The organism is Spirosoma aerophilum (assembly GCF_054782495.1).
On sequence record NZ_BAAGSJ010000004.1, the window covers coordinates 988,348 to 1,013,029 of the forward strand.

Sequence of the window (24,682 nt, forward strand, 5' to 3'; positions counted from 1 at the left end):
CGTTTAGCGTTTCCATACTAACAATATTCCTACGACCACCGACGCAATAACGGAGAACCAGCAGATGGCAATGACCCACTTCATGGGGATTTCCCACATGGGTGCGTGAAGGAGCTGTGTCTCTTCATCGACCTCCACAACCCCATACGCATTTCGGGCGCAGAAGTCATCCCAGTCGGTATAATCCATAAAAAGAGCGAGGGTATCCAGCGACGGTTTGGACGGCACCGCTGACGACTCCCAAAATGCCTGTAACTCCCGGGCGTCGACCTGTCGCTCCGTATGTTTCGTAACAAGCTCACTCAAATATGCGTAATCGCGCACCCGCCAGTGAGACGATTGCTCCCAGCGTAGTATGCGCTCTATCTGTTGTTTAAGGTCGTTGGTATGATGCGTACTCATACCCTAATACTACAGATTTTTCATAGAAAAGCCTAACCCACCAACCCCAACGGGGTTGACTGTGGTTAACCGGGGGCGCAGCCCTCGGATAAGGTGTATACCCCATCACGCCAACAACCCCAACGGGGTTGACTGTGGTTAACCGGGGTCGCAGCCCTCGGATAAGGTGTATACCCCATCACGCCCACCAACCCCGACGGGGTTGACTGTGGATATCCGGGGGTGCAGCCCTCGGCACATCACACCCTACACACTGCCCCGGACGGTCACCTGCCCTGGACGCCGTCCTGCCCTGGACGGCGTCCGGAGTTATCCATAGTCAACCCCGACGGGGTTGTTACGACGCCATGGTTACCAAGTGCACGGCCTTCAGCTCCTGCTTCGGGGCGTTGCAGGTGGGGCAGGTGTACTCATCGGGTAGCTGGCTGAAGGGCGTACCCGCCGGGATATTGTGTCGGCTATCGCCGTACTGCTCATCATAGACGGTGAAGCAGTGTGGGCACTGGTAGACGGTGGCCTCGACACCCGGCGAAGGTTCCGGCTTATCGGTTTCGATCCATATCGTTTCGGCCCGGTTCTGCGACCAGCGGGCGTTGAATTTTCGGCACAACCGATTGAGTTGATTCGGAACGTGCATGCGAAACAGCCCTTTCTCGAAAACATGGTAGGTTCGACTATTGGGGTTAAAATTCTCCGTGTAATACAAATCGTATACGCTAAACAACGCCAGTTGCCCAAGCTGGAGTAACGGTCGTTTCCGAATCAGCACAGAACCAAAAACTTCTGATTTGGCGCGGGTCTGCACCCCAAAACAAAGCCCGAAGGTGCGGGTGTCGTTCTTTTCGAAATTACGGATCACGTAATGCTTTAGCTCGGTGCCTTCATCGGTATGATCTTCCGTTTGCCAGGCCAGCTCATTAGCGGCATGGCGCACGTTGATGTTATGCTTGCCCAGCACCTGCGACCAGGCCACCCGGTCTTTAGCTTCGATACCTTTAATAATGAGCGATTTCCAGGGCGTCGCACAGATTTCGCCGATACGGGTTTTCAGACACAAGGCGCACACATCAAGTAGAAAAGCAATCGTAAACTGCTCATCCCGACGGTAAAGCCCCAGCCACGACCGCTCGCCGTAGCGGTTAAAACCTTCGTAATAGGGCAACGAAAATTCGGGCAGCTCTACCTCCTGCGTGGCCGGTTGCGTGATGAAGTGCTGGTTCGCCGTAACGGCTTTGTACAACGCGTCTTCCCCCTGAAAATCCTGCGTTAGCATGACTTCCTCCACCGCTTTGGCTACCCGGCCGATGTCGTTGGTGTAGATCAATTCCGGCCAGCGGAACAGGCTATTGCTCTGTTTCGGGCGGATGTACAAATACCAGAAATGCGGCTCGGGTGAGGCAATGAAATTTAGATTACCCGTAAAGAAGGGCGTAAAACTCTGGTTTGAATCCGACAGGTTGACCTTCAGCCGGGGCTGGTAATCGAACTGGTCGAGCACGGTATGGTACTCACTCTCCCGGAGCCAGGCCCCCGTCCGGAACACATCTTCGCCACAGTAGGAACTGATGATATTCGGGTATTGCTCCGTGTTCAGCTCATACGAAATCTGGTGTTGCTTCAGGTCTTTTTCCAGAAACCGCATGTCCTCGTAATGCACTGTCATGAGCAGCTGCTGACGTGCCCCAAAGCGCACCTTCCGCACTTTCGCGTCATAGGCCAGCCGCAGCACCGTTTGCAGCGCCCCCGGCGAAACTATCCCGGCGGGCATGTTGACTTTCAGAGTATAGTAATCACGCATTAGGTTTAAAGAGTGAAAGAGTGAAAGAGTGAAAGAGCATAGAAACCGAGGGGGGCTAATCCGATAATAGCGCTCTTTCGCTCTTTCATTCTTTCGCTCATTTTTTCTAAAATACTCCGCACTTCCGGCCGGCAGGAGCCGCAACCCGTACCCGCGCCGGTTTTCTGGCACAGCTGCTGGAAATCGGTACAACCGGCCTGGATGGCCCGCTCCAGATTGCCCTGCCCGACGGTGTTGCAGGAACAGACCAGCTTGCCCTCCACCGGGTCGACCTGTTTGCTGGCCCGCAGGAGCTGGAGACGTTTTTCGGACAGTTCGGTGCCGTTGGCGATGAGTTCGCGAAACTCGGCGAACTCGTTCTTATCCCCGACGAGAATCGCCCCGACGAGCTTGTCGCCCTGGACGATGCACTTTTTGTAATAGCGTTTCGATTTGTCGATGAACACAATCTCTTCGTACTCGCGGCCGGCGTTGGGCGGCACTTCGGTCAGGCCCATGCTGCACAGGTGAAGCCCTTCCATTTTCAGGATGCTGATGGACAGGCTGCCTTTATATGGCTGCGACACATCCCCCGCAATGAAACGGGCGGCTGCTTCGGCCTGCTGCTCGGCGGCCAGGGTAATGCCCCACATCTGCCCGTTCCACTGCGCCACTTCACCGGCGGCAAAAATATCAGGGTCAGACGTTTGGAGGTAATCGTTCACGACCACGCCCCGGTTGCAGGTCAGACCGGCTTCGCGGGCGAGTTCGATATTCGGTACGGTGCCGATGGCCATGACGACCACCTGGCAGTTGAGTTTTTTACCCGATTTAAGCTGAATACCTTCCACTTTATCGGTACCCATAAAGGTCTGAACCTCTTCATTGAAATACACGTCGATGCCGCGGTCGAGGAGTTCGAGGTACAGCAGTTCACTGGCGAGTGGGTCGAGCTGGCGTTCCATGAACCGGCCCACCCGCTGGATGACCGTCACCCGAACATTGATCTGCCGCAGCGAAGCGGCCAGTTCCAGTCCCAGCAGGCCCCCGCCTACAATGACCGTATGAGACTCCGAGCCATCGGCGGGCCGATTCAGGAACGGCATCAGTGAATCAGCATCGAGCCGCGACCGCATGTTGAAAATTCCCGGCAGGCGCGGAATCCCTTTTGGCATGAACGCACTGCTGCCTGTCCCGAGCAGGAGCTTGTCGTAGCTATGTTCGACGCCATTGGTATCGACAACCACTTTCGCTTTTCGGTCGATATGGGCAATGCCAACGCCCTTGTGAACAATGATACGGGCCTCTTCGAACTGATCTTCGCGCAGCTTGACAAGCTGTTCCCACGACTGCGCCCCGCTGATGTAGTCGGGCAGCAACACGCGGTTATAAAACGGGTAAATTTCCTTCGAGAAAATATGCAGTTCGTCGTTAACGGGCGTTTCTGGGCTTTCTACCCGCCCTGACTTCAGCGCACGGTAAGCGTTGATGAATCCTAACCCCGCCGAACCAGCCCCGATAATGATGATCTTTTCGACCGGCTTGCTGAACGGCACCACCTCTACGGCGGTGAACTTAAAGTCCGGCTCTTTGGAACGCGGATCGACAAGCGCGTTGGTCAGGTTGTTAGCCCGGTTCAGGTTGCTTTCGCCCGATTTTCCGGCCAGTACTTTCCCCCAGTGCATGGGAAGAAAACATAGTCCCGGCCGCACATCGTCGGTCACTTGTGCTTTCACCCGAACCTTACCCCGGCGTCCGTGCACCTCAACCAATTGGCCTTCTTCAATATGTCGGGCTTTGGCATCGTCCGGGTGAATTTGCAGAAAAGGTTGCGGGCTGTGTTGGTTTAGTTTAGCCACACGGCCCGTCTTGGTCATGGTGTGCCACTGGTCGCGGATACGACCAGTGGTTAAGATAAGCGGAAAGTCAGCATCGGTAGGCTCTGAGGTATTTTCGTCGGGTACCGCGTGGATCTGCGCGCGGCCATTGGGTGTGTAAAATTTGTGGTCGGTGAAAAGACGTTGGGTACCGAAAGAGGCTGACCCCGGCCCCTCCCGGAATGCCGGACCACCTTGAAAAAAGGGGAGGGGAGATTTGCCACCGCCACCATTTCCATCCCTTTCGTCCCGTTCCCCCTTCCTGCCTTCTCCCTTCCTAAACGGCCACTGGATCGTGCGCTTTTCCTTGAGCAAGGCGTAGTTTACGCCGGTTATATCGACGTTGGTGCCTGCGGTAAGTTGGGCGTATTCGTCGTAAACGGCGGAGGTGCTGGTGTAGGGGAAGGCGTCACTAAAGCCCATTTTCTGGGCAAAGCGCCAGATGATTTCGGAATCTGGCAGGGCTTCGCCGGGGGCGTCGATGACTTTGGGGAGGTACGCAATCCGGCGTTCAGCGTTGGTCATGGTGCCCTCCTTTTCGAGCCAGGCGGCTGCGGGCAGCACCACATCGGCAAACTGCACCGTATCAGCCTGGTTCGATACGTCCTGAACGACCACGAAACGGGCGTTTTTTAACGCCTTCTCAACAGCGTTCGCATCGGGCATACTCACCATCGGATTGGTGTTGATGATCCAGATGGCTTTTAAGCGGCCGTCGGCCAATGCCTCGAACATTTCCGTAGCGGTCAGGCCGGGCTTGGCCGCAATTTTAACCGGGCTGCTCCAAAAGGCTTCGACTTCGGCGCGGTGGGTGGCGTTGGTCACGTCGCGGTGGGCGGGCAGCACGTTGGCCAGGCCACCCGTTTCGCGGCCACCCATGGCGTTGGGCTGTCCAGTGAGTGAGAACGGCCCGTTGCCGGGTTTACCGATCCGGCCCGTAATCAGGTGCAGGTTGATCAGCGCCAGATTCTTGTTTACGCCAATCACCGACTGGTTCAGACCCATGGTCCATAGCGACAGGAAGCCTTTCGAGCGACCAATCCAGTCGGCCACCCGCCGAATGTCATTGGCCGGAACCCCACAAATCTCGGCGGCTTCGTCGACGGTTCGCTGCATCACCTGTTCGCTGTAAGCCGCAAATCCGTCGGCGTGGTGGGTGATAAAGTTAACGTCGATGTCGCCGTTTTCGATCAGCAGTCGGCCAATGGCGTTGTTCAGCACAATGTCGGTACCGGGCCGAAGCGGTAAATGCAGATCCGACGAGCGGGCCGTATCCGTTTTACGCGGGTCGACACAAATGATTTTGACATTGGGATTAGCCGCCTTGTGCGCTTCAATCCGACGCCACAGAATGGGGTGGCACCAGGCGGGATTGGCACCCTGCACCAGAAATACATCGGCCTCTTCGATGTCGTCGTAACAAACCGGCACCGAATCCTCGCCCAGCGACAGTTTGTAGCCCACCACCGCCGAACTCATGCAAAGCCGGGAGTTGGTATCGATGTTGTTCGAGCCAATAAAGCCTTTAATAAGCTTGTTGACCAGGTAATATTCTTCCGTCAGGCACTGCCCCGACACATAAAACGCCACCGAATCGGGACCGTACTTCTGAATGAACGTCCGGAACACAGCGGCTGTACGCTCCAGGGCGGCATCCCAGCTCACCCGTTGCATGGGCATGTTGCGGTTGAGCCGCATTTGCGGATACAGCAGCCGGTCCGACTGGTCCATGACGGTATAATGCAGATTCATGCCCTTCGAGCACAGCATCCCCTTATTAGATGGGTGCTGCTTATCGCCCTCGACGGTCAATCGTCCGGTCGGCTCCTGTTTGACGACAATGCCACAGCCAACACCACAATAGCAACAGGTCGTTTGATGAGTCATAATTTTAAGAGGGAGGAAAGGAGTAGAGGGAGGAAAGGGACAAGGGAGAAATAGGGTGACGAGGTTTTCCTTTCCTCCCTATCGTCCCTTTCCTCCCCCTCCTCCCCTTAGTTCAATTGCAATTCCGCTTCGGCGGGTTCGGCGATGGTCTCTTTGCTGAAATTGACCAGGAATAAGAGCAGACCAACGGCGGCTACGATGCAGCCGATGTACAGAAACGCCTGCCCATAGCTGATGGATTGAGACTTGAACAGAAAGGCCATCAGCATACCGCCGAGGTTTCCGCCCGCCCCGACAACGCCCGAAATAACGCCTACCGCTTTGGGGTTTACGAACGGTACGATGGCGTACGTGCCTCCGTTCGACATTTTCAGGAACAGCGCGAAGGTGATCATGGAAACGATCGCCAACGGCAGACTACCAGCCTGGGCGAACAGCGTGATGCCAATGCCTTCCAGAACGAGCATACTGGCCAGCAGAATGCCTTTGCCCCGCATCCCGTATTTGTTCCCGACTTTATCGGCCACAATACCGCCGAGCGCACGGGCAAAAATGTTCATGCCGCCGAAGAGCATGGCCCAGAAACCAGCTTCCGTCTCGGCCAGCTTGAAATTGTCGAAGAAATAAAGGGCCGCCACACCATCGAACGTAATCTCCATACCGAAGCAGCAGGCATAAGCCAGCGCCAGCGCCCACACGCGGATATCGGCGCAGGCGGCCCAGAAACTTACTTTTTCGCCCGTTGCCACCGACCTCTCTATATCACTGTAATTCCCAGCCGGTGTATCTTTTGTAAATCGATAATAAATAAACGCCATCACGAGCATCATCACGCCCGGCACAATCATGGCCAGCCGCCACGCTTCGGGCTTGGTGTAGCCGAAACCAACGATGGTGGCCATAATAACCGGCATGGCCAACTGGGTGATGCCCCCGCCGAGGTTACCCCAACCACCCGCTACGGCATTGGCCGTGCCTTTGATTTTGGGGGCAAACATCATCGACGTGTGAAACTGCGTGATCACGAACGACGCGCCAATGACGCCAATGGCCAGTCGGAACAGCAGAAAGGTGGTATAGTCATGCGCCAGCCCAACGAACATAACCGGCCAGGCTCCCAATACGAGTAGAGCCGTATACGTTTTACGCGGCCCCCAGGTATCGCACAGACGACCGATTACCAGGCGGGCCAGAATTGTAGCCGATACAGCCGCAATGATGGTGTTGCCAACTTCGGGTTTGGTCAGATTGAGGTCAGCCCGGATGGCAGGCATCAGCGGAGCCAGCCCGAACCAGCCAAAGAAACAGACAAAGAAGGTGAGCCACGTAATGTGGAAGGTCCGCATCTGCACACCTTTAAAGCTGAATACGTTCAGCGATTCGAGGGGTTTGTTCGTTTGCATGGTTTGATTGAGTAAGTAAGAGGTTTTGCGCTGGGCTGGCGCGAGCATCGGCTCGTGCCTTTACATAAAGCCAGTATTCACTGGCGGTTAAATGCGTCAGCGAATGCTGACTATATTTAAGGGCACGAGCTGATGCTCGCGCCAGCCCGTGCTACGATTAATCTTCAATAGAGAATTTATCAAACAACAGGTTTAGCAGGTGGTCGTGAATGTCCATGTACACGGGGTCGTGGGCGATGGCTTTCTTGTTGCGGGGGCGGTCCAGCGGCACATCGACAATTTCGCGGATGGTCGCTTCGGGTCCGTTGTTCATAACGATGACCCGGTCGCTGAGGAAGATGGCCTCCTCGATGTCGTGCGTAACCATCACGATGGTCTTGTTGCGGTTATCCAGATTCCAGAGTTTCAGCAACTCGATGTGCATGGAGCCTTTCGTCAGGGCGTCCAGCGCACCGAACGGCTCGTCGAGCAGCAGAATGCTGGGATTGATGGCGAAGGCACGCGCAATGGCCACCCGCTGTTTCATGCCCCCCGACAACTGTCCCGGCAGTTTGTCCTTATGCGCCCACAGGTTCACCATGTTCAGGCTGTCTTCAACGATGGTGATTTTCTCGGCCCGTGTTTTATCGGTCATTACCGAATCCACCGCTTCGAAAATGTTCTTGTAAACCGACAGCCAGGGCAGCAGCGAGTAGTTCTGAAACACGATACCCCGATCGGGGCCCGGTCCTTTTACTACCTTTCCGTTGGCAATAACTTCGCCTTTACTCGGTTTTACCATGCCCGAAATGGCGTTCATCAGGGTCGACTTTCCGCAGCCGGAGTGGCCGATGATGCTGACAATCTCGCCTTTGCCAACCGTCAGGTTAATGTCTTTTACGGCCGTATAAACGCCCTTTGGCGTCTTGAAGGAAATCGTAACGTCGCGCACGTCGATACTCGTGGCAGCGGGAATTTTATGAAACTCATTGGCCGAATCAACGAGCGTAGATTGTATGTTCGTGTTCATGGTTCGTTAGATGGTTAAGCACTAGTGAAGCAAGCAGTCTACCCCACCCCCGGCCCCTCCCCTTGGAAAAAGGGGAGGGGGAAAACGGTGACCAATAGTCTCTTCCCAAATAGGACAAAAGGGAGACTTTTGGCCCCTCCCCTTTTTCCAAGGGGGGGTTGGGGGTGGGGTAGATTGATTAGCTTTATCAGCTATACGCAAACTGTTTCTGTAAAGCATCAAACCCTTTATCGAGCAGCAGCCCCACCGTGCCGATGATCAGGATGGCGCAGAGGATTTTCTCCAGACTAAGGGCGTTCCAGCTATCCCAGACGAAGAAACCGATACCCATACCCCCCGACAGCATTTCGCCCGCAACGATCACCAGCCAGGCGACGCCCATGCTCAGGCGAAGGCCCGTAATGATATGCGGCAGCGCGTAGGGAATCACGACCCGCCGGACATACCGCCAGGTGGAAAAACCGAAGGCCGTCGCCACATTCTTATGATCCTGCGGAATGCTCGATACGCCAAAAGCGGTGTTAATGAGCGTGGGCCACAAACTCGTGATGAAAATGATGAAGATCGTTGCTCCGGCAGCCGCTTTGAACGCCAGCAGCCCCAGCGGGAACCACGCCAACGGCGAAACGGGACGCAGGATTTGCACGATGGGGTTCAGCAAACGCATCCCCACCGGCGAGGCACCCATGATCAGACCCAGCGGCACCGCAATCACCGTACCCAGCGCAAAGCCTGTAAATACGCGGCCCAGCGAGCTTACCAACTGGTTGCCGATGCCTTTATCGTTCGGGCCGTAGTCGTAAAATGGCGTAGCGATCATTTCTTTGAACACCACCCAGGTCATGCCGGGGGTCGGAATGTCGTTGTTGGTTACGACGGAGATCAGCGCCCAGATGCCGATCAGAATGCCCATGCTGGCCGTGAAGTACAGCGCGGGTAGGTAGGTTCGGTAATTCAGCAATCGGTTCATGGTGTTACGAGTTGATTGTGAGAACGTACTATTTTTTAGCACTGGCCAGATACGCGCCGATGTTGTTCGGATCGAAAGCCACATCGTAGGTCGTTTTGAACGATTTCATCTCATCGCCAGGCAGGGGAATGTTCATCGACTTGGCAACTTCAGCGTAGAGGTCGTCGAGGACGAGTTTTTCGGCAATGCCTTTGTAATCGGGGGCATTTTTGATCAGCCCGAAGCGCATGTACTGGGCCATAAACCACATGGCGTGTGCTTTGCGCGGCATGTTCACAAAGCCCTTGTTGTAGAACGTCATGTAATCATCCTTGTACTTCTGCACCCCCAGTTCACAACCCAGGTCGTTCGAACCCAGCAGCCGGGATTCGATAGCGGCCAGCGGTGCGTTCACGTAATATGGCTTCGTCAGCCAGGCAGCCGCTTTTTTGCGGTTCCCCATGTTGTCGAGCCACTGGCAGGCTTCCAGAACAGCCGCCATTACTTTCTTGAGATCTTCCCGACGAGCTGTCGAAAACTGACTGTTTACGACCAGGGCTTTTTCGGGATGGTGTTTCCAGATATCCTGCGAGGCAATCTCGGTGAACCCTACGTTCTGGGAAGCGGCTACGCTGTTCCAGGGCTCGCCTACGCTAAAGCCTTCCATGTTATCGACCCGCATGTTGGCCACCATTTGTGGCGGTGGAATGGTGATGATGCCCACCGATTTCTGATTTACGCCCGCGGCCGACAACCAGTTGCGAAGCCACATATCGTGCGTACCACCGGGAAAGGTCATGGCGAACGTTACTTCTTTACGGCCCTGTACGGCTTTCACGGCCCCGGCCACTTTACCCATTTCCTTGAAACCGACCAGTCCGCAAAAATCTTTGGAAAGTGTAATGGCCTGCCCGTTGTTGTTCAGCACCATCGCAATCTTCATTTCCGAACCCGCCTTGCCACCCACGCCGGTATAGACAGAGAAAGGCATCGAGAACAGGCAGTGGGCACCATCGAGTTCGCCGTTCAGCACTTTATCGCGAATGTTGGCCCAAGACGCTTCTTTGGTCAGCACCACGTCGACGCCGTGTTTCTGGAATAAACCCATCTCTTTGGCAACCACCAGCGGAGCGCAGTCGGTGAGTGGAATAAAACCCAGCTTAATGGGTTCCGGAGCCGGTTTCAGGGCCATCATCATAGTGACCGATGCTATCGAAACCAGGGCAAGAAGTAATAAGTATGTCTTTTTCATTTGTTATCTATCAAAATTCTGTTAATCAGTAGATTATCTTATTCTTAAGATTAATAGAACACAGATTTTTATGATTAAACTATGATCTAAAAGCTGCCTAGAAAATCATAATGATTCTTAGAAATCATAAAAATCAGCGTTCTATTACTGCTTGATCGCGACCGGCTTGGCGTAGAAGAAATCCGGGCGAATGTTGATCATCAGGTACGACCAGGTACCAATGTGGCTCTTCTCGTTCATGGTGCCCTGCTTCGAGTATTCCAGGCTGTTGGTGCCATTCATGACCGAGTAGCCGAATTCAAGATTAGTGAACTTGTTGAGGGCGTAGTTCGCCACGAAGTCATACTCCATGCCCAGTTTGGCGGGCAACAGGGCCCCTACAGGGGCGTCGGCCATTTTATTATATGTCGATGCTGCCAGGGCAAAGTAGTGAATATCGAAGGTGGTGGTTAGGCGGGTGTTGGCGTATTTAAACTTCAGGAAAGCATCCTGCAAACCACCTGCTGGCGAGCCGGTCCCTACGTAGAAGTAATCCATATAGCCCCAGTGCCGGTGTGGCGTACCGTAAAGCGGATCAAAACGGCTGGTCTGGCCCGCCTGAAGGGTGGTGGCGTTGTTGCCCGACAGTACTTCATAGCCGGGGCCAACGCTCAACAGCCCTTTCTGAAACATGACATTACCACCATAGTGGTAAGCACCTTTAATGCTCAGGCCATCCCGGTCTTTACCGCTCTGTCCATAGGCGAACGCCTGCCACTGTACCTTACCGAATTTCGAGGAGGTGTTTCCTAACTGACCCGTTAGCATGGCCCCGTAGGTCAGGCGTGAATTGGTGCCGGCCACGTCATAACGTCTCCCATATACGTAACCCGCCGTGGCATTGCCGAGCGAGTCAGCGCGGTACTTCTGAAAATCGTCTTTAAAGAACAGGGCCGAGAATTTCGTCTGGTTGAATTTGCGCGTCAGGTAAGCCATCTGAAACGACTTGAACTGCTGGTTCTGGCCGTTTGTGCTCAACGGTGTGGCTAGGACAGGTGCCCCGCCTTTTCCGGCCGTTGGAATAAAGCCAGCCGGAATGGTCAGCGACACATTTTTGTTCGATAAGGCCGAAAGGGCTACGTTGCCCGGTGTGTAATTATCACCCACGGTACCGAAGGCATCGGTGTTCTGATTGAAGCCCACGCCGAGATCGAGCGCCCAGCCCATGTGCTGCCCTTTCAACAGAGCGGCATCGAACCGGCGTCCCTGCTGTAGCCAGTCGAGGTTACCCAACAGGCGAACATCGTCGTAAACCAGTTCCTGACGGCCTATTTTGAGCGAAAGATTCTGAATGGGTCTGAATTTGATGGTCGTATCGGCACTGTTAGCCAGGGTCACTTCGGCCCAGGCTTCGTGTACCATCAGGCGGTTACCGTCTATGTTGTTGATCGTTGACGCATCCTGTCCCCACACGCGAACATCCTGAATGGATGTCTGAAATTGAACGCGATCCCATTTATAGCCAAACGTCAGGCGGGTGCGTTGAGATGTGAAGAAGGCAGCGGGCGCATCTTTGGGAGCCAGGTTACCCAGGCCATTACGCAGCTCGGTACGGGTGCGCAACTGCCCAACCAAGGAGAACTGCGCGAACGAAGCCGGTTCAATAGCCAATAGCACAAAACAGGCTAATGATACTTTTGTCAGTATATTTTTCATAAGAGCAAGCAGTCAGTTTAAGTAGAGAATGTACGGTGAAGACAACAGTGAGTGGACTTGGCCCGAATTGGGCAAGGACGAGTAGAGCGGAAGAGAAAGGTGGCTCTAAAGACGGGACAGAGAGGTCTGGTGGGCTATGCCGCGACCAGGTGTGGTATAAGACCGATTTGCTTTACCTGCTTTTTTTCATTTTCTTTGAAGCGTTTGTGTTTTTCGCATAGACAAATCCCGTTTTGGCCGATCCAAAGGTGCCCCCACACCGGATCGGCTTTTTTTATGGTCTTCTGTTTGAGTTTTAGTTACGGTGAATGACGGAATCGAGTCAGCAACTACAAACAGAAGGCCCTAATCGATCAGTAGGCCATGGAGAAATTTCGCATGGACTCCGCCAGATACGACGGGTGCAGCGCCACCACTTCGCCGATGACCAGCACAGCGGGCGCCCCCACGCCCTGCTCTTCGGCCAACTGCGGCATATTCCAGACCTGACCAATTACGCACTGTTCATCAGCGCGCGTACCGTTCTGCACGATTGCCATTGGCAGATGGCCGCGTCCGGCCTCGCAAAACAGCGTGCATATCTCCGTTAATTTACGCATACCCATCAGCACCACGACCGTTGCTTTTGATTGAGCCGCCAGCCGCAGATCGTCGGACAGTTCGCCTTTGCGCGTGGTGCCGGTAATGACCCAGAAACTTTCACTGACACCCCGGCTCGTAACCGGAATACCCTGCGAGGCCGGTACCGCTATGCTACTCGACACCCCCGGTACCACCTCGCACTCAATGGCATACTGGCGGGCATAGGCACATTCCTCAAATCCACGTCCGAACACATACGGGTCGCCCCCTTTGAGCCGGACAACGTGGCCGTGCTCCTGAGCAAACCGGACAATCAACTCGTTGATTTCGTCCTGGGTGAAGGATGCCTGACCGGATCTTTTACCCACGTATATTTTCAGAGCCTGCTCGGGCGCAAACTCCAGTAAAGTATCGTTGGCAAGATCGTCGTATAAAACAACGTCTGCTTGCCGAAGCGCCCTGATCCCTTTCAAGGTGATCAATTCGCCGTCGCCGGGACCCGCCCCCACGAGTGTAAGCTTTGGCTTCATGTGACTTTACCGTTTATAGTGGAATAGTACTATTATACTATCAATAGGCAATTTCGACTACTTTTTTGTTTCTGGTTCAAAAGTAGAGATGAAATTTGTAAAAACAAGCCATATTCAAAAAAATATGTTTCATTATCAACTCGTAACAGAATAAAACGTTAGGATTTACCAAAAACACCTTTTACTTTTGACTAGTCATTTCGGGGAGGGAAATGGCCATTTTCTTGAATAAATACAATAATTAAACGGGGTTTTCACAATGTTATAGTTAAGATTAACTATGAACACAAACAAAAACAGACGTGTCGTCGTCATTGGCAACGGCATGGTGGGCTACAAGTTCTGCGAGAAATTAGTAGCCAAAGAAAAAAATGATCAGCTAGTTACACTGACGGTTTTTGGGGAAGAACCGCGTGTAGCGTATGATCGGGTTCATTTAAGCGCCTACTTCGATGGCAAAACCGTCGACGATCTGACGCTGGCCCCCCAGAGCTGGTATGCCGACAACGGCATCACGCTCTACCTGACCGACCCGGTCATCAACATCGACCGGGAACGAAAAGAGGTTCGGTCGCACCACGGCGTTGTAGTACCTTATGACTACCTCGTACTAGCCACTGGCTCCGGTGCGTTTGTGCCGCCGGTGGCGGGTGTCGAGAAAGACGGCGTCTTTGTCTATCGGACCATCGAAGACCTAGACCTCATTCAGTCGTATGCACGGAAAGCACGCAAAGGTGCCGTATTAGGTGGTGGCTTGCTGGGTCTCGAAGCTGCCAAAGCCCTGCTCGACCTGGGTCTGGATGAAGCCCACGTGGTCGAGTTTGCTCCCCGCCTGATGCCCCGTCAAATTGACGATGCAGGGTCGGGTGTTCTACAACGGCAACTCGAATCGCTCGGCCTGAACATTCATCTGTCGAAAAGCACGCAGGAGATTACCGGCGACGAGGCTATTACAGGCATGCTGTTTGCCGATGGCTCACGTATAGACGTCGACATGCTGGTTATTTCGGCCGGTATTCGTCCGCGCGATGAACTGGCCAAAGCCGCGGGTATTGAGACGCACCCACGTGGCGGTATCCTGGTCGATAACTTCCTGCAAACCTCCGACCCGTCCATCTTCGCCATTGGCGAGTGTGCCGTGGCGCACCACATGATTTATGGGCTGGTGGCCCCCGGCTACGAAATGGCCGAGGTAGTTGCCTCCCGATTGATGGGGGAAGAAAAGGCCTTCAAGCCTTACGATATGTCTACGAAGCTCAAACTAATCGGGACAGATGTAGGCTCGTTCGGCGATCCATTTGCGTCGGACTGCAAAACCATCGTCTACGAAAACAAAGCGAAAGGGGTTTACAAACGGATCAATATTTCGGCTGATGGCAAAGAGCTGCTGGGCGGCATTCTGGTGGGCGATGCGGAACAGTATAATATGCTGCTGCAAACCTGTAAGAACAAAACCATCCTCCCCCCCGACCCCGAAGATCTGATTCTGGGCTCTAGAGGTGGCGAGGAAGCAGGAGCCGGTGTCATGAGTTTACCCGATGATGCCCTCATTTGCTCCTGCGAAGCCATCACGAAAGCCATGCTCTGCCACGAAATTGGCGAGAACGGCCATACAACCGTCGATGCGCTCAAGAAAGCCACCAAGGCCTGCACCGGCTGCGGAGGCTGCACGCCTATGGTGAAAGATATTATTCAGGGTGTATTGAAGCAAAAAGGCGTTTATGTCCGTAACACCCTCTGCGAACACTTCGACTACACCCGGCAGGAACTATTAGACCTGGTAAAGATCAACAGCCTGAAAACCTTCGACACGGTGCTGGATCACATCGGCAAAGGCGACGGCTGCGAAGTGTGTAAACCTGCCGTTGCCTCGATACTCGCCAGTTTGTGGAACGAGAATATCCTGGAGCAGGGCCGGGCCACCATTCAGGACTCCAACGACCGGTTTCTGGCAAATATCCAGAAAGGCGGAACGTATTCGGTCGTGCCCCGCATTCCGGGTGGCGAAATCACGCCCGATAAATTGATCGTCATTGGCCAGGTGGCTAAGAAATACGGTCTGTACACCAAGATTACGGGTGGCCAGCGGATTGACTTGTTCGGCGCGCACGTGGGCGATCTACCCGTCATCTGGGAAGAACTGATAGCCGCTGGTTTTGAAAGTGGGCACGCGTATGGAAAATCGCTGCGAACGGTAAAAAGCTGCGTGGGCAGCACCTGGTGCCGGTTCGGCGTGCAGGATTCGGTGTCGTTTGCCATCGAGGTCGAAGAACGCTACAAAGGCATCCGGTCTCCGCACAAGCTGAAGTCGGGCGTTTCGGGCTGTATCCGCGAATGTGCCGAAGCTCAGAGTAAAGACTTCGGCATTATTGCCACGGAGAAAGGCTGGAATTTATACGTAGGCGGCAACGGCGGCTCCAAACCCCAGCACGCCCAGCTATTGGCATCGGACGTAGACAAGGAAACCTGCATCCGCTACATCGACCGGTTCCTGATGTTCTACATCAAAACGGCCGACCCGCTCACCCGCACCGCCACCTGGCTCAACAAGATGGACGGCGGCATGAACTACCTCCGCGCAGTAGTCGTCGACGATGTGTTAAACATTGCCGACGAACTGGAACGCGAAATGCAGCTTCTTGTCGACACCTTCAAATGTGAGTGGAAAGAAGCCGTCGAAAACCCGGCCCTGCGTGCCCGCTTCGCCCACTTTGTCAACGCCCCCGAGCAGAAAGACCCAACCGTTCAGTTCGACGCCCTTCGCGACCAGAAGCGGGCAAAGGAGTGGGCGTAGGCAATATGCGTTGCTGGCGCGGGTATTTACCCGTGCCGTTCATGAAGTCAGCATTCGCTGACGCACTCAACTGCCAGTGAATACTGGCTTTATGTAAAGGCACGGGTAAATACCCGCGCCAGCACAAAACGAATCAATCAAATGGAAACACTCACAATTTATAAAGAGGAAATCACCTGGCAACTAGCTTGCCCAACAAGCCATATTCCTGAAAATGGTGGCGCGTGTGTGCTGCTGGGAGGCCATCAGATCGCCATTTTTAACTTTGCCCGACGGGGCGAGTGGTACGCCACCAGCAACGAGTGCCCCCATCGGCAGCAAATGGCCCTGTCGAGGGGGATGATCGGCAGCCAGGGCGACGAGCCCAAAGTCGCCTGCCCCTTTCACAAAAAAACGTTCTCGCTGCAATCCGGCGAATGCCTGAACGACGACGCCTACAAGATTACGACGTTCCCGATCAAGATAGTAGATGATATGGTGTATATTGGAATATAAAATGCCTTCCAACGTTTTATGACGCAACTCGACGAACAGGTAGCCCGCCGATTAACCCGGTTTTACATGATAGCCCTTACGGTTATTGCCGTATTGTCCTTAAGCGGGCTCCTGTTTATCAAGCGTACCATCAGCAATCACTATGACGACAGCCGGGTGGTAAATGTAGCCGGGCGGCAGCGGATGCTGAGCCAGCGACTAACCAAACTGGCGTTATTACGCACCGAAGGCCTGGCTACTGCCGACTCTGTTTCGTTCGATTCCCTATTAAACTCCTGGAGCCAGAGCCATATTCAGTTACGCAACGGCACGTTGAACATGGAGAAGGTATACACTGTTCGGAAGAGTGCGCAGCTGGATAGTATGTTTACCCGGATAGAGCCATTTTTTCAGTCTATCTACAAGAGCTTTACGCAGATCAACGATCCGCAGGTAACCCAGCCAACTAAAAAGGCAGCCCTTCGAGTTATTTTACGGGATGAATTTCCGTACCTGCAGCAGATGAACGACATTGTCTTTCAGGTAGATACGGAAAGTTTTGAGCGGGTTCGCTCCCTTGAGCGGATCGAGTGGCTGTTGACGTTTGCCACGCTGCTAACCCTGTTAATTGAAGGCGGATTTATTTTCAGACCCGTCGTCAATCATACCAAAAACGTGATTCGGCGGTTAGCGCGGTCTGAAAAGGCGTTACAGGTAGCAAACAGCCACATGGAAATTGCCAACCACGAACTGGAAGCCACCAACCAGCATCTGGCCTATTCGAATAAGAAACTGGTTCAAACCCAGCAGGACCTTCTCCGAACCACCGAAGAAAAATACCAGCTTCAACTGGCCGAAGACAACATCCGGTCGGCGGCTTTGCTGGAAGGGCAGGAAGAAGAACGACGGCGCTTTGCGCGCGAACTTCACGATGGGATCGGCCAGATGCTCACCGGCCTGAAGCTACACGCCGAGAAACTGAAGGCGACTTCGTTCACCGACGAGAAGCAAAAGCAGCGGTTCGCCGAACTCTGCGACTTGATTGCCGACACCATCCAAACTACCCGGCAGGTGTCTTATAACCTGATGCCTTCTACGCTGAGCGACTTCGGCCTGGGCTCCACGCTCCAGCTATTAACCGAACAAACCAGCCGGTCGACGGGTGTGCAGGTGGTTTTCAGTGGCCCCACAGATGGCAAACGACTAAGTCCGGCCATGGAGATCGGTTTATATCGTATTGCACAGGAAGCCTTGCATAATGCCGTGAAATATGCTGAAGCACAAACTATTAAAATTATCTTGCAACAGAATGCGCAAAAGCTGGTGCTTACGGTTGAAGATGATGGCAAAGGGTTTGTCATGAAAGCTCCCCTCAAAGATGAGAAGCCATTACCTTCTATAAAAGGCCTTCAGAACATGCGAACCCGAACCCGTTTGCTGAACGGGGAATTTACAATCACATCGAAGCCCAAAAAAGGAACGAAGGTCCGAGTGAGTTTCAACTTATCTGATAACCTGAACTAGTTATGTCGATACGAATTCTTATTGCCGATGACCATTCTGTAGTGAGAAAAGGCATTCGGATGCTGCTGGAAGATGAAACCGATATCCAGATCGTAGGCGAAGCGTCCGACGGAGACGAAGCCATCGACCTGCTGGCCAGCATCAACACGGATGTGCTGCTGTTAGATATAACCATGCCCCGCATGTCGGGTATCGAAGCGCTGAAAGTTATTTCCCAGAAATACCCGGCCGTCCGGACGCTGATGTTCAGCATGCACAACAACCCGGATTATATCGTGAAGGCCGTACAGCACGGAGCCGCCGGTTATCTGTTAAAGGATACGGGTCTGGAAGAAATTCTACGGGCCGTGCGAACGGTCGTTAGCGGTGATTTATACTACCCTCCCAATGCCTCATCGGTCATCATCCGAAGTTTGGTTCTGCCCAGCACCGGCCAGTTTAGAGAACCCATAAAATCGACAACAAACGTCGCCCAATCGGTCTGGAACCGCATTACATCCCGCGAGGCCCAGGTGCTGACTTGCCTGATCGATGGCATGAGCAGCCCCGAAATCGCCGACAAATTTGGGATTAGCCCCAACACGGTAGCCAACCAACGGGCCAGCATCATCCGGAAAGCGGGCGTTAAAAATACCGTCGATCTGATACGACTGGCGCTGGAGGAGAAACGGTAGAACACGATAGAACACAGGTCTTTATGATTATTAAGATTGATTATGATGTTAAAAAGAAACTCATAATCAATCTTAATAATCATAAAGACCTGTGTTCTATTTCACACCTTAATAATCACATTCTTCCGGTACATCCACCACAAGATCCCGAACCAGATCAGCACGAAGGTCAGCGCCCCCGCCAGCGAGGCATTTTTTGGGTCGGCGAACGGTGCAGCAATGAAGTTTCGATAAAGGTATTCCTTCGACCCGATTTCAGTACCGTCGGGTTGGGTGACGTGAATCAGGTTCATAATTCGGGGAACTAATCCCGACAAAAAGAACACCGTGATGGCATTGACACCGAACGCGACAAACGGCAACACGCCCCGCCGGTAGTACTGCACATCGATCAGCCAGTAGCACAAGGCAAGTCCAAGCATAGCCAGCCCACCGGCCAGCAGCACATAGGAGCTGGTCCAGAGCGCTTTGTTGATGGGGAAGAAACCGTCCCAAACCAACCCGCCCAGCGTGGTCAGGCAACCGATGGCAAACAGCCAGGCGACTTTGTCGGTTGCGGGTCGACTGCTGCGCAACCACGTTCCCACCAACATACCAATGATACCGGTGCCCAGGGCGGGCAAGGTGCTCAATAGCCCCTCAGGGTCCCAGGTTTTAGCGGGTTTGTAGACGTGCGCGGGCGTCAGAATGGTATAATCGAGCCAGGCCGCCAGATTGGTAGCCGGTTCAAGGTTGGCATAGCCGACACCCGGCACCGGCACCACCGTCATGAGCAGCCAATACCCGATCAGCACGCTGACAAGGATGTACCATTGCTGCCGGGATGTTGTTTTCAGGAAAATGAGTGAGCAGACGAGATAAACCACCGCAATACGCTGCAAAACGCCCGGAATACGCACGAGCGTGATGTCGAACTTGGGAAAGAAATTCAGGAACAGGCCCAGCAGAAACAGTGTCACGCTTCGTTTCACAATCTTCCCGACAACGCCTTTTTTATCCTTTCCACCCTCCAGCGCAAACGTAATCGACACGCCGACGATAAACAGGAAGAATGGAAAGATCAGATCGGTAGGTGTCCAGCCATGCCAGGGCGCGTGTTCGAGGGGTGCATAGATATGCCCCCAGTCGCCGGGGTTATTGACCAGAATCATAGCGGCTACCGTTAGCCCCCGAAAAAAATCAAGAGAGAGCAAACGGGATGTACCCACGGGTTTTGACCCGTGTTTATCCTCTAAAGTATATTCCTTCGCTTCCATACAGAACCACCGAATCAAACTCGTTCGCTAAGATACGTATAAGGCCAGTCCTGCCAGTCATCTACCAATCCCGCTTTCACAGGATTTTGTACAGTGTAGTTCAAAATACGTTTCAATTCACCGGGATCACGCACATAATGATCATAACTCTCCGGCTGCCAGAAGGCACCTGTACGACCCAGCAGCTGATTAGCCTCAAACGCCGAGCTTCCCTTGATTACTTTAAGAGTCTGGTATAACTGGCGATAATTCGTGGATGAAATCTCCTCGTCCGGTTGTAACGTATCCAGTTGCATGGCGGTATCCACGACCAGATGTACATGATTCGGCATAATGCAATAAGCCAGCAGCGCATACCCAACCCAATCAGCCTCCCGGATTCGCCGGGCGACTACCTCGGCAACAGCCGGGCTCTTAAGCCAGTCGTGGCCGTATCGCCCCGCATCCAGCGTCCGTTCGATGCGGGCAAAATACCGTTTGTGCTCCCGGTAAACGGCATCTGCCGTACCGCCTTCTCCCTTTTCTTTCAAGTGCTTAATGGCTCGCTCTCGTTCGGCAATTAGCTCCTGCACTACAGCCGCCGGGAGTGAGCCCTTCAGGCAGAACGTCACAAAAAAAGTAGCCCCAACGTATTGAAGATGGGGCAGGTTACGCGCGTATTCTATCTTCATCAAGCCATCGTTTATGCCTGCCTCAGACGGAATATGAAGAATAAGTAACCAAGGATGTACCCACGGGTTTCAACCCGTGATCACGAAACGCCTAATTCTATCATCACAATTTAAAATCCAATTCCCTTTCCAAAATACCCTGTATCGCCGATTCTGGTAACTACATCTCCGGAATCACGGGTTGAAACCCGTGGGTACAGTTAACTAAACACCTTGACCAGTTTTTTCTCCAGATCAGCTTCCAGCTTCAGCAGCCCTTCGGCATTTGGGAGGTAGGTTAGGGCGCGGTGGTGGCGCAGATCGAACGGAATGTCATTTGTGGATTGCGTAATGGGAATCACGAGCTTACCCAACGTATGCGCGACACCCGTTTCGTAAAAGACATTCGGGTTTCGATCGGTGAAATCCGTAATGACGGCGCGGGACGTGAAGATCAGATCGAACACATCCTGAATCAAAATACTATTGTCCCAGATGTCGTCGGCCCGCTTGCACTCAATATTAAGCCGGTCGCACACGTTTCGAATGGCGGTATAAGTGCCCGAGAACCGGCTTTCGAATGGCATCATGACCGACAATACGTTCGACTCAACCGGTTTGTCAGGAATACGAAAAACGTCGGGCGCAAACGTAATGACCCGTTCGGGCACTCGGTTTTGAACCGTCGAAATGAAGTCGGGCACTTCGCGCAACGGCCGATGCATAGTGGCTTTTTTTGCTTCGATAAAATGCTCGATCTCATATAGATTGCTCGCACTCTCGCTAATCAGTTTCGACAGAACCTGCAAGCTGTTACCCTCATAATCATCGTCTTTAAAGTCGAGACTCCGCAACAACCGCGGATGATCTTCGATTAAGTCAAGGCTATCGGTCAGGTACGCTACCTTGATCCAGTCGGACTTTGTAAAGTGGTCCTGAATGAATTCATGAAGCGCAAATAACCGAAGCGTTCGCTGCTTGTTCTGTCTGGTCATAGAGTTAGAAAACGTCAAGCTATAATACAACTATTATATATTGATGCAAGTATATCCAAAATCTATATCATAACAAACAAGTATTCAACGGGAATAATAACCGGGTAACAACCGTTGTCCGCTGCGGTAGCGTCTTTTTTGTGCACGTTAGTGGTCATTTCAACGAACGCCTGGCAGTTGACAGCTTCGGGGTTTTTATCAAAATCTACTGCTGTAGTAGAATCAGCCAGTTTGCCGGCGGCCCTATGTATTTTCTATAATCAATAATTTAAAACCTGCTGATTGAACCTGTAGTTATAGGGCTGGTTAAAAAAAGCCGTTAAGTAGCTGCGGCTGGAACAGAAGGAGCGATTGGTGACAGGCTACAGACACAAAACCATTCACCATGCCATACGCTGAGTTGCTTTTTTTCATGATGGCCTTAAGTACCGTCCTGGGCTTACTGGTCAGCTTGGTCATTGTTGTCTTCAACCGGCAACAACCCCATGCCAGTCGGCTCCTGGCCACGACGCTGTTCAGTATGGCCTGGTTCACACTGGTGTCGGCCTTGCTGCTCAATCATGCCATTTTTCAGTTTCCTCACCTATTTCGCTCGTCGGCTCCGGTTCAATACCTCATTGCCCCTTGTGCTTACCTTTATCTACGGGCCGTTATTCGGCAGCAAACCCGCTTTGGCCGTTACGACTGGCTCCACTTCGTACCTGCGGCTCTGCACCTGCTGGAACTGATCCCCTTCTACGCCATGGGTACGGCCGAAAAAACACGATACCTGGAGGTTCTTTTAACAGGACTCCAAACTATCATTAAGCAGCAGGAAGGGTGGTTACCGGCCTACTACCACACCGCGTTGAAGTGCATTCAGGGCAGCGTTTACTTTATTTTTCAATGGCAGTTGCTGAGTCGGTTCAAGCAGCAATTGTCAGGGCAACAGCGGGAACAAAACCAGGTATTACTCAACTGGCTGACCCTGTTTACGCTCCTCAATGGCTTCCTTTATTTGCCGCTGTTGGCGCTGCTACTCCTGCCAATGTCGGCGGATGCCAACACGCTTCTGGGCCTGTTTGTGTTGGGTAGTTACCTGGTGGCTTGCGCCACCCTACTCTTGTTTAACCCGCAAATTCTTTATGGGTTAACCGGCATTGTCAGGCCGGAGCCCCCGGTCCCGGCCGCTCCTGATGAGGATACAGTTAGGGGTTATATGCTAAGTACCGAAAAGCGGCAAATGTACCGGACACTTATCGAAGAGCACATGATGTACCAGCGGCCTTACCTCCAGAGTGGGTACAGTATTCGCCATCTGTGCGAGAAGGTTCAGTTACCCCAACACCAGGTTTCGGCCGTTATAAACCAGGAGTTTGGCACCAACTTCAGCGACTTTGTCAACCGGTACCGGGTGGAGTATGTCAAGCAAAAGCTGGAAGAACCCCAGTGGCGCCGAATGACCCTGGAAGGAATCGCCCTGGAAGCAGGCTTCACGAACCGGATTACCTTTTTCCGGGCCTTCACCAAAATCACCGGTACCAGCCCGTCAACGTACCTAACCCAACTCAATGGGAAGCAATAAGTTAGGCCGCCCGCTCAGGGTGTTACAACTTTATAAATTGCAACAAAGATCGGCCGATGACCATTGCGGGCATCCTAGTTAACCCATAGTTTCGCTTCATCAATTGCGACACCGGAACGGCTATGCTTACACTCGATGGGTTTAACCGGCTACCTTCTGATCAGCAACTGGCTTACGTTTGGGAGCACTGCTTACACCTGGCCAGCCGCCCCGAAGGTGCCAGAGATTTGATTCAGCTTTATCAGGTAGACGAGTTCTTTGTGGAGATCCGTTTTTTCGATCCAGACCACTGCCACTTTATGCGCGCCTTTGCTAACCCGGTGGGATTACTACCCTATGTCGATCAGATTAACCTCGATGATTTTTTCAACTGAAGACTTTGACCGTATCACTTAAAGCCACCGTGTTGTTCATGTGGCTTCGTTCGCATTTCCATTTAAACAACGTATATGAAACAAATCACTACGCTCTTCTTCTTATTGGCGGCAACACCAACGATTCATGCTCAGGTCGACAGCCTCCAGCTCACCCCGGCCGATACAACTTACTGGCGCAAATCGTTTTCTGCCGGGGCTAATATCAACCAGGCAGCCTTTAGTTCAAACTGGCGGGCGGGGGGCGTGAGCTCGATTGCGTTGAGCCTGTTTCTAAACGCCCGCTCCAACTACGCCCGGGAAAAAATCTCCTGGGATAATCAGGTCGATCTGCAGTACGGTATCCTCCGCAATGCCGGACAGGGAATGCGCAAAAGTGTAGACCGTATTTTTCTGGATTCGAAATATGGCTACAAGCTGAGCCCGGTATGGAATGCGTTCGTCTCCGCCAACTTCATCTCTCAGTTTGCGCAGGGCTTCCAATACGACGTGAACGGAACTGGCAACAACCGGCTGATCTCTAACCTCCTGTCGCCCGGTTTTCTAACATTCGGGCTGGGCTTTGAATACAAGCCCCAACCCTGGTTTTCACTCCGCCTGAGCCCCTTTGCCCCGCGCTTTACCTTTCTGGCCGACGAAGCGGTGGGCCTGAATGAGCGATACGGCGTTCCCCTGGGCCGAAGTACGCGCACCGAATGGCTGGCGGCTCAAATACAACTTGAGCTACAGAAAGACATTGCCCCCAATATGAACCTACAGGTGAGCTATCTAACCTACGCCAATTACGAAACGCTGGCTTTCAACACGATCGACCATCGGCTCAATGTCATGTTGACCGCTAAAGTCAACCGGCGCATCAGTGTAAACCTGACGGGCATGCTGCTCTACGACCGCGACCAGGACACCAATGTTCAGTATAGCCAGGGGCTTGCGCTGGGCTTTCTTTACTCCATCCAAAACTTTGTGGATAAGCCAGAGGCCAAATAACAATCAACTTTTTCTCATACCAAACAC

At 53.1% G+C, this 24,682-nt stretch carries 19 protein-coding genes; 7 read left to right on the forward strand and 12 right to left on the reverse strand.

The genetic code is table 11. The annotated features are described in order from the left end of the window. Positions 1–3: 3 nt before the first annotated feature. The 9 genes from ACYVK4_RS06010 to cobA all read right to left on the reverse strand — a co-directional run bounded on the left by ACYVK4_RS06010 (position 4) and on the right by cobA (position 13,363). Entirely contained in the window at positions 4–402 is a 399-nt protein-coding gene (locus ACYVK4_RS06010) for a hypothetical protein (RefSeq protein ID WP_461126568.1), read from the reverse strand. Positions 403–739: 337 nt separating this feature from the next. Then, complete coding sequence (locus ACYVK4_RS06015; RefSeq protein ID WP_461126569.1) at positions 740–2,200, reverse strand: rubredoxin; 1,461 nt, start codon at positions 2,198–2,200, stop codon at positions 740–742. A 5-nt stretch (positions 2,201–2,205) separates the two neighbouring features. Beyond that, positions 2,206–5,943, reverse strand: coding sequence for a molybdopterin-dependent oxidoreductase (locus tag ACYVK4_RS06020; RefSeq protein ID WP_461126570.1), 3,738 nt, complete (start codon positions 5,941–5,943; stop codon positions 2,206–2,208). 107 nt (positions 5,944–6,050) lie between these two features. Continuing rightward, complete coding sequence (locus ACYVK4_RS06025) at positions 6,051–7,346, reverse strand: MFS transporter (protein WP_461126571.1); 1,296 nt, start codon at positions 7,344–7,346, stop codon at positions 6,051–6,053. Between the two features lie 157 nt (positions 7,347–7,503). Then, entirely contained in the window at positions 7,504–8,355 is an 852-nt protein-coding gene (locus ACYVK4_RS06030; RefSeq protein WP_461126572.1) for an ABC transporter ATP-binding protein, read from the reverse strand. Between the two features lie 187 nt (positions 8,356–8,542). Continuing rightward, a complete protein-coding gene (ntrB, locus tag ACYVK4_RS06035) occupies positions 8,543–9,325 on the reverse strand; it encodes a nitrate ABC transporter permease (protein WP_461126573.1) in 783 nt (260 codons plus the stop codon). Between the two features lie 28 nt (positions 9,326–9,353). Then, positions 9,354–10,556: a CmpA/NrtA family ABC transporter substrate-binding protein gene (locus ACYVK4_RS06040; RefSeq protein WP_461126574.1), complete on the reverse strand. Its 1,203-nt coding sequence runs from the start codon at positions 10,554–10,556 to the stop codon at positions 9,354–9,356. A gap of 144 nt (positions 10,557–10,700) precedes the next feature. Then, positions 10,701–12,251: an alginate export family protein gene (locus tag ACYVK4_RS06045; RefSeq protein WP_461126575.1), complete on the reverse strand. Its 1,551-nt coding sequence runs from the start codon at positions 12,249–12,251 to the stop codon at positions 10,701–10,703. Between the two features lie 353 nt (positions 12,252–12,604). Next, positions 12,605–13,363, reverse strand: a complete 759-nt coding sequence (gene cobA / locus ACYVK4_RS06050; RefSeq protein ID WP_461126576.1) for a uroporphyrinogen-III C-methyltransferase — start codon at positions 13,361–13,363, stop codon at positions 12,605–12,607. A 280-nt stretch (positions 13,364–13,643) separates the two neighbouring features. Here cobA and nirB point away from each other — a divergent pair, with 280 nt between their 5' ends. The 4 genes from nirB (at position 13,644) to ACYVK4_RS06070 (ending at position 18,829) form a co-directional block, all read left to right on the forward strand. Further along, positions 13,644–16,157, forward strand: a complete 2,514-nt coding sequence (gene nirB, locus ACYVK4_RS06055) for a nitrite reductase large subunit NirB (RefSeq protein ID WP_461126577.1) — start codon at positions 13,644–13,646, stop codon at positions 16,155–16,157. Positions 16,158–16,298: 141 nt separating this feature from the next. Beyond that, positions 16,299–16,652, forward strand: coding sequence for a nitrite reductase small subunit NirD (gene nirD / locus ACYVK4_RS06060; protein WP_461126578.1), 354 nt, complete (start codon positions 16,299–16,301; stop codon positions 16,650–16,652). Between the two features lie 18 nt (positions 16,653–16,670). Next, positions 16,671–18,155 carry an ATP-binding protein gene (locus ACYVK4_RS06065; protein ID WP_461126579.1) on the forward strand — a complete coding sequence of 495 codons (1,485 nt, stop codon included), beginning with the start codon at positions 16,671–16,673 and terminating at the stop codon, positions 18,153–18,155. 2 nt (positions 18,156–18,157) lie between these two features. Then, positions 18,158–18,829: a response regulator gene (locus tag ACYVK4_RS06070; RefSeq protein ID WP_461126580.1), complete on the forward strand. Its 672-nt coding sequence runs from the start codon at positions 18,158–18,160 to the stop codon at positions 18,827–18,829. 101 nt (positions 18,830–18,930) lie between these two features. Here ACYVK4_RS06070 and ACYVK4_RS06075 read toward each other — a convergent pair whose 3' ends face one another. The 3 genes from ACYVK4_RS06075 to ACYVK4_RS06085 form a co-directional block, all read right to left on the reverse strand. After that, complete coding sequence (locus ACYVK4_RS06075; RefSeq protein WP_461126581.1) at positions 18,931–20,085, reverse strand: acyltransferase family protein; 1,155 nt, start codon at positions 20,083–20,085, stop codon at positions 18,931–18,933. A 14-nt stretch (positions 20,086–20,099) separates the two neighbouring features. Then, positions 20,100–20,756, reverse strand: a complete 657-nt coding sequence (locus ACYVK4_RS06080) for a transposase (RefSeq protein WP_461126582.1) — start codon at positions 20,754–20,756, stop codon at positions 20,100–20,102. A gap of 200 nt (positions 20,757–20,956) precedes the next feature. Beyond that, the gene (locus tag ACYVK4_RS06085; RefSeq protein WP_461126583.1) at positions 20,957–21,730 is read right to left on the reverse strand and encodes a hypothetical protein; all 774 of its coding nucleotides are present in this window, start codon (positions 21,728–21,730) and stop codon (positions 20,957–20,959) included. Positions 21,731–22,115: 385 nt separating this feature from the next. On the opposite strand from ACYVK4_RS06085, the gene ACYVK4_RS06090 reads away from it, so the two are divergent. The 3 genes from ACYVK4_RS06090 to ACYVK4_RS06100 all read left to right on the forward strand — a co-directional run bounded on the left by ACYVK4_RS06090 (position 22,116) and on the right by ACYVK4_RS06100 (position 24,655). Beyond that, a complete protein-coding gene (locus ACYVK4_RS06090; protein WP_461126584.1) occupies positions 22,116–23,294 on the forward strand; it encodes a helix-turn-helix domain-containing protein in 1,179 nt (392 codons plus the stop codon). Positions 23,295–23,416: 122 nt separating this feature from the next. Further along, complete coding sequence (locus ACYVK4_RS06095; RefSeq protein ID WP_461126585.1) at positions 23,417–23,668, forward strand: hypothetical protein; 252 nt, start codon at positions 23,417–23,419, stop codon at positions 23,666–23,668. 75 nt (positions 23,669–23,743) lie between these two features. After that, positions 23,744–24,655, forward strand: coding sequence for a DUF3078 domain-containing protein (locus ACYVK4_RS06100; protein WP_461126586.1), 912 nt, complete (start codon positions 23,744–23,746; stop codon positions 24,653–24,655). Positions 24,656–24,682 lie beyond the last annotated feature (27 nt).

Excerpts from the sequence above, each read along its gene's own strand:
- ACYVK4_RS06010 (WP_461126568.1), bottom strand. The coding sequence starts at position 402 with ATGAGTACGCATCATACCAACGACCTTAAACAACAGATAGAGCGCATA.
- ACYVK4_RS06015 (WP_461126569.1), bottom strand. The coding sequence starts at position 2,200 with ATGCGTGATTACTATACTCTGAAAGTCAACATGCCCGCCGGGATAGTT.
- ACYVK4_RS06020 (WP_461126570.1), bottom strand. The coding sequence starts at position 5,943 with ATGACTCATCAAACGACCTGTTGCTATTGTGGTGTTGGCTGTGGCATT.
- ACYVK4_RS06025 (WP_461126571.1), bottom strand. The coding sequence starts at position 7,346 with ATGCAAACGAACAAACCCCTCGAATCGCTGAACGTATTCAGCTTTAAA.
- ACYVK4_RS06030 (WP_461126572.1), bottom strand. The coding sequence starts at position 8,355 with ATGAACACGAACATACAATCTACGCTCGTTGATTCGGCCAATGAGTTT.
- ntrB (WP_461126573.1), bottom strand. The coding sequence starts at position 9,325 with ATGAACCGATTGCTGAATTACCGAACCTACCTACCCGCGCTGTACTTC.
- ACYVK4_RS06040 (WP_461126574.1), bottom strand. The coding sequence starts at position 10,556 with ATGAAAAAGACATACTTATTACTTCTTGCCCTGGTTTCGATAGCATCG.
- ACYVK4_RS06045 (WP_461126575.1), bottom strand. The coding sequence starts at position 12,251 with ATGAAAAATATACTGACAAAAGTATCATTAGCCTGTTTTGTGCTATTG.
- cobA (WP_461126576.1), bottom strand. The coding sequence starts at position 13,363 with ATGAAGCCAAAGCTTACACTCGTGGGGGCGGGTCCCGGCGACGGCGAA.
- nirB (WP_461126577.1), top strand. The coding sequence starts at position 13,644 with ATGAACACAAACAAAAACAGACGTGTCGTCGTCATTGGCAACGGCATG.
- nirD (WP_461126578.1), top strand. The coding sequence starts at position 16,299 with ATGGAAACACTCACAATTTATAAAGAGGAAATCACCTGGCAACTAGCT.
- ACYVK4_RS06065 (WP_461126579.1), top strand. The coding sequence starts at position 16,671 with ATGACGCAACTCGACGAACAGGTAGCCCGCCGATTAACCCGGTTTTAC.
- ACYVK4_RS06070 (WP_461126580.1), top strand. The coding sequence starts at position 18,158 with ATGTCGATACGAATTCTTATTGCCGATGACCATTCTGTAGTGAGAAAA.
- ACYVK4_RS06075 (WP_461126581.1), bottom strand. The coding sequence starts at position 20,085 with ATGGAAGCGAAGGAATATACTTTAGAGGATAAACACGGGTCAAAACCC.
- ACYVK4_RS06080 (WP_461126582.1), bottom strand. The coding sequence starts at position 20,756 with ATGAAGATAGAATACGCGCGTAACCTGCCCCATCTTCAATACGTTGGG.
- ACYVK4_RS06085 (WP_461126583.1), bottom strand. The coding sequence starts at position 21,730 with ATGACCAGACAGAACAAGCAGCGAACGCTTCGGTTATTTGCGCTTCAT.
- ACYVK4_RS06090 (WP_461126584.1), top strand. The coding sequence starts at position 22,116 with ATGCCATACGCTGAGTTGCTTTTTTTCATGATGGCCTTAAGTACCGTC.
- ACYVK4_RS06095 (WP_461126585.1), top strand. The coding sequence starts at position 23,417 with ATGCTTACACTCGATGGGTTTAACCGGCTACCTTCTGATCAGCAACTG.
- ACYVK4_RS06100 (WP_461126586.1), top strand. The coding sequence starts at position 23,744 with ATGAAACAAATCACTACGCTCTTCTTCTTATTGGCGGCAACACCAACG.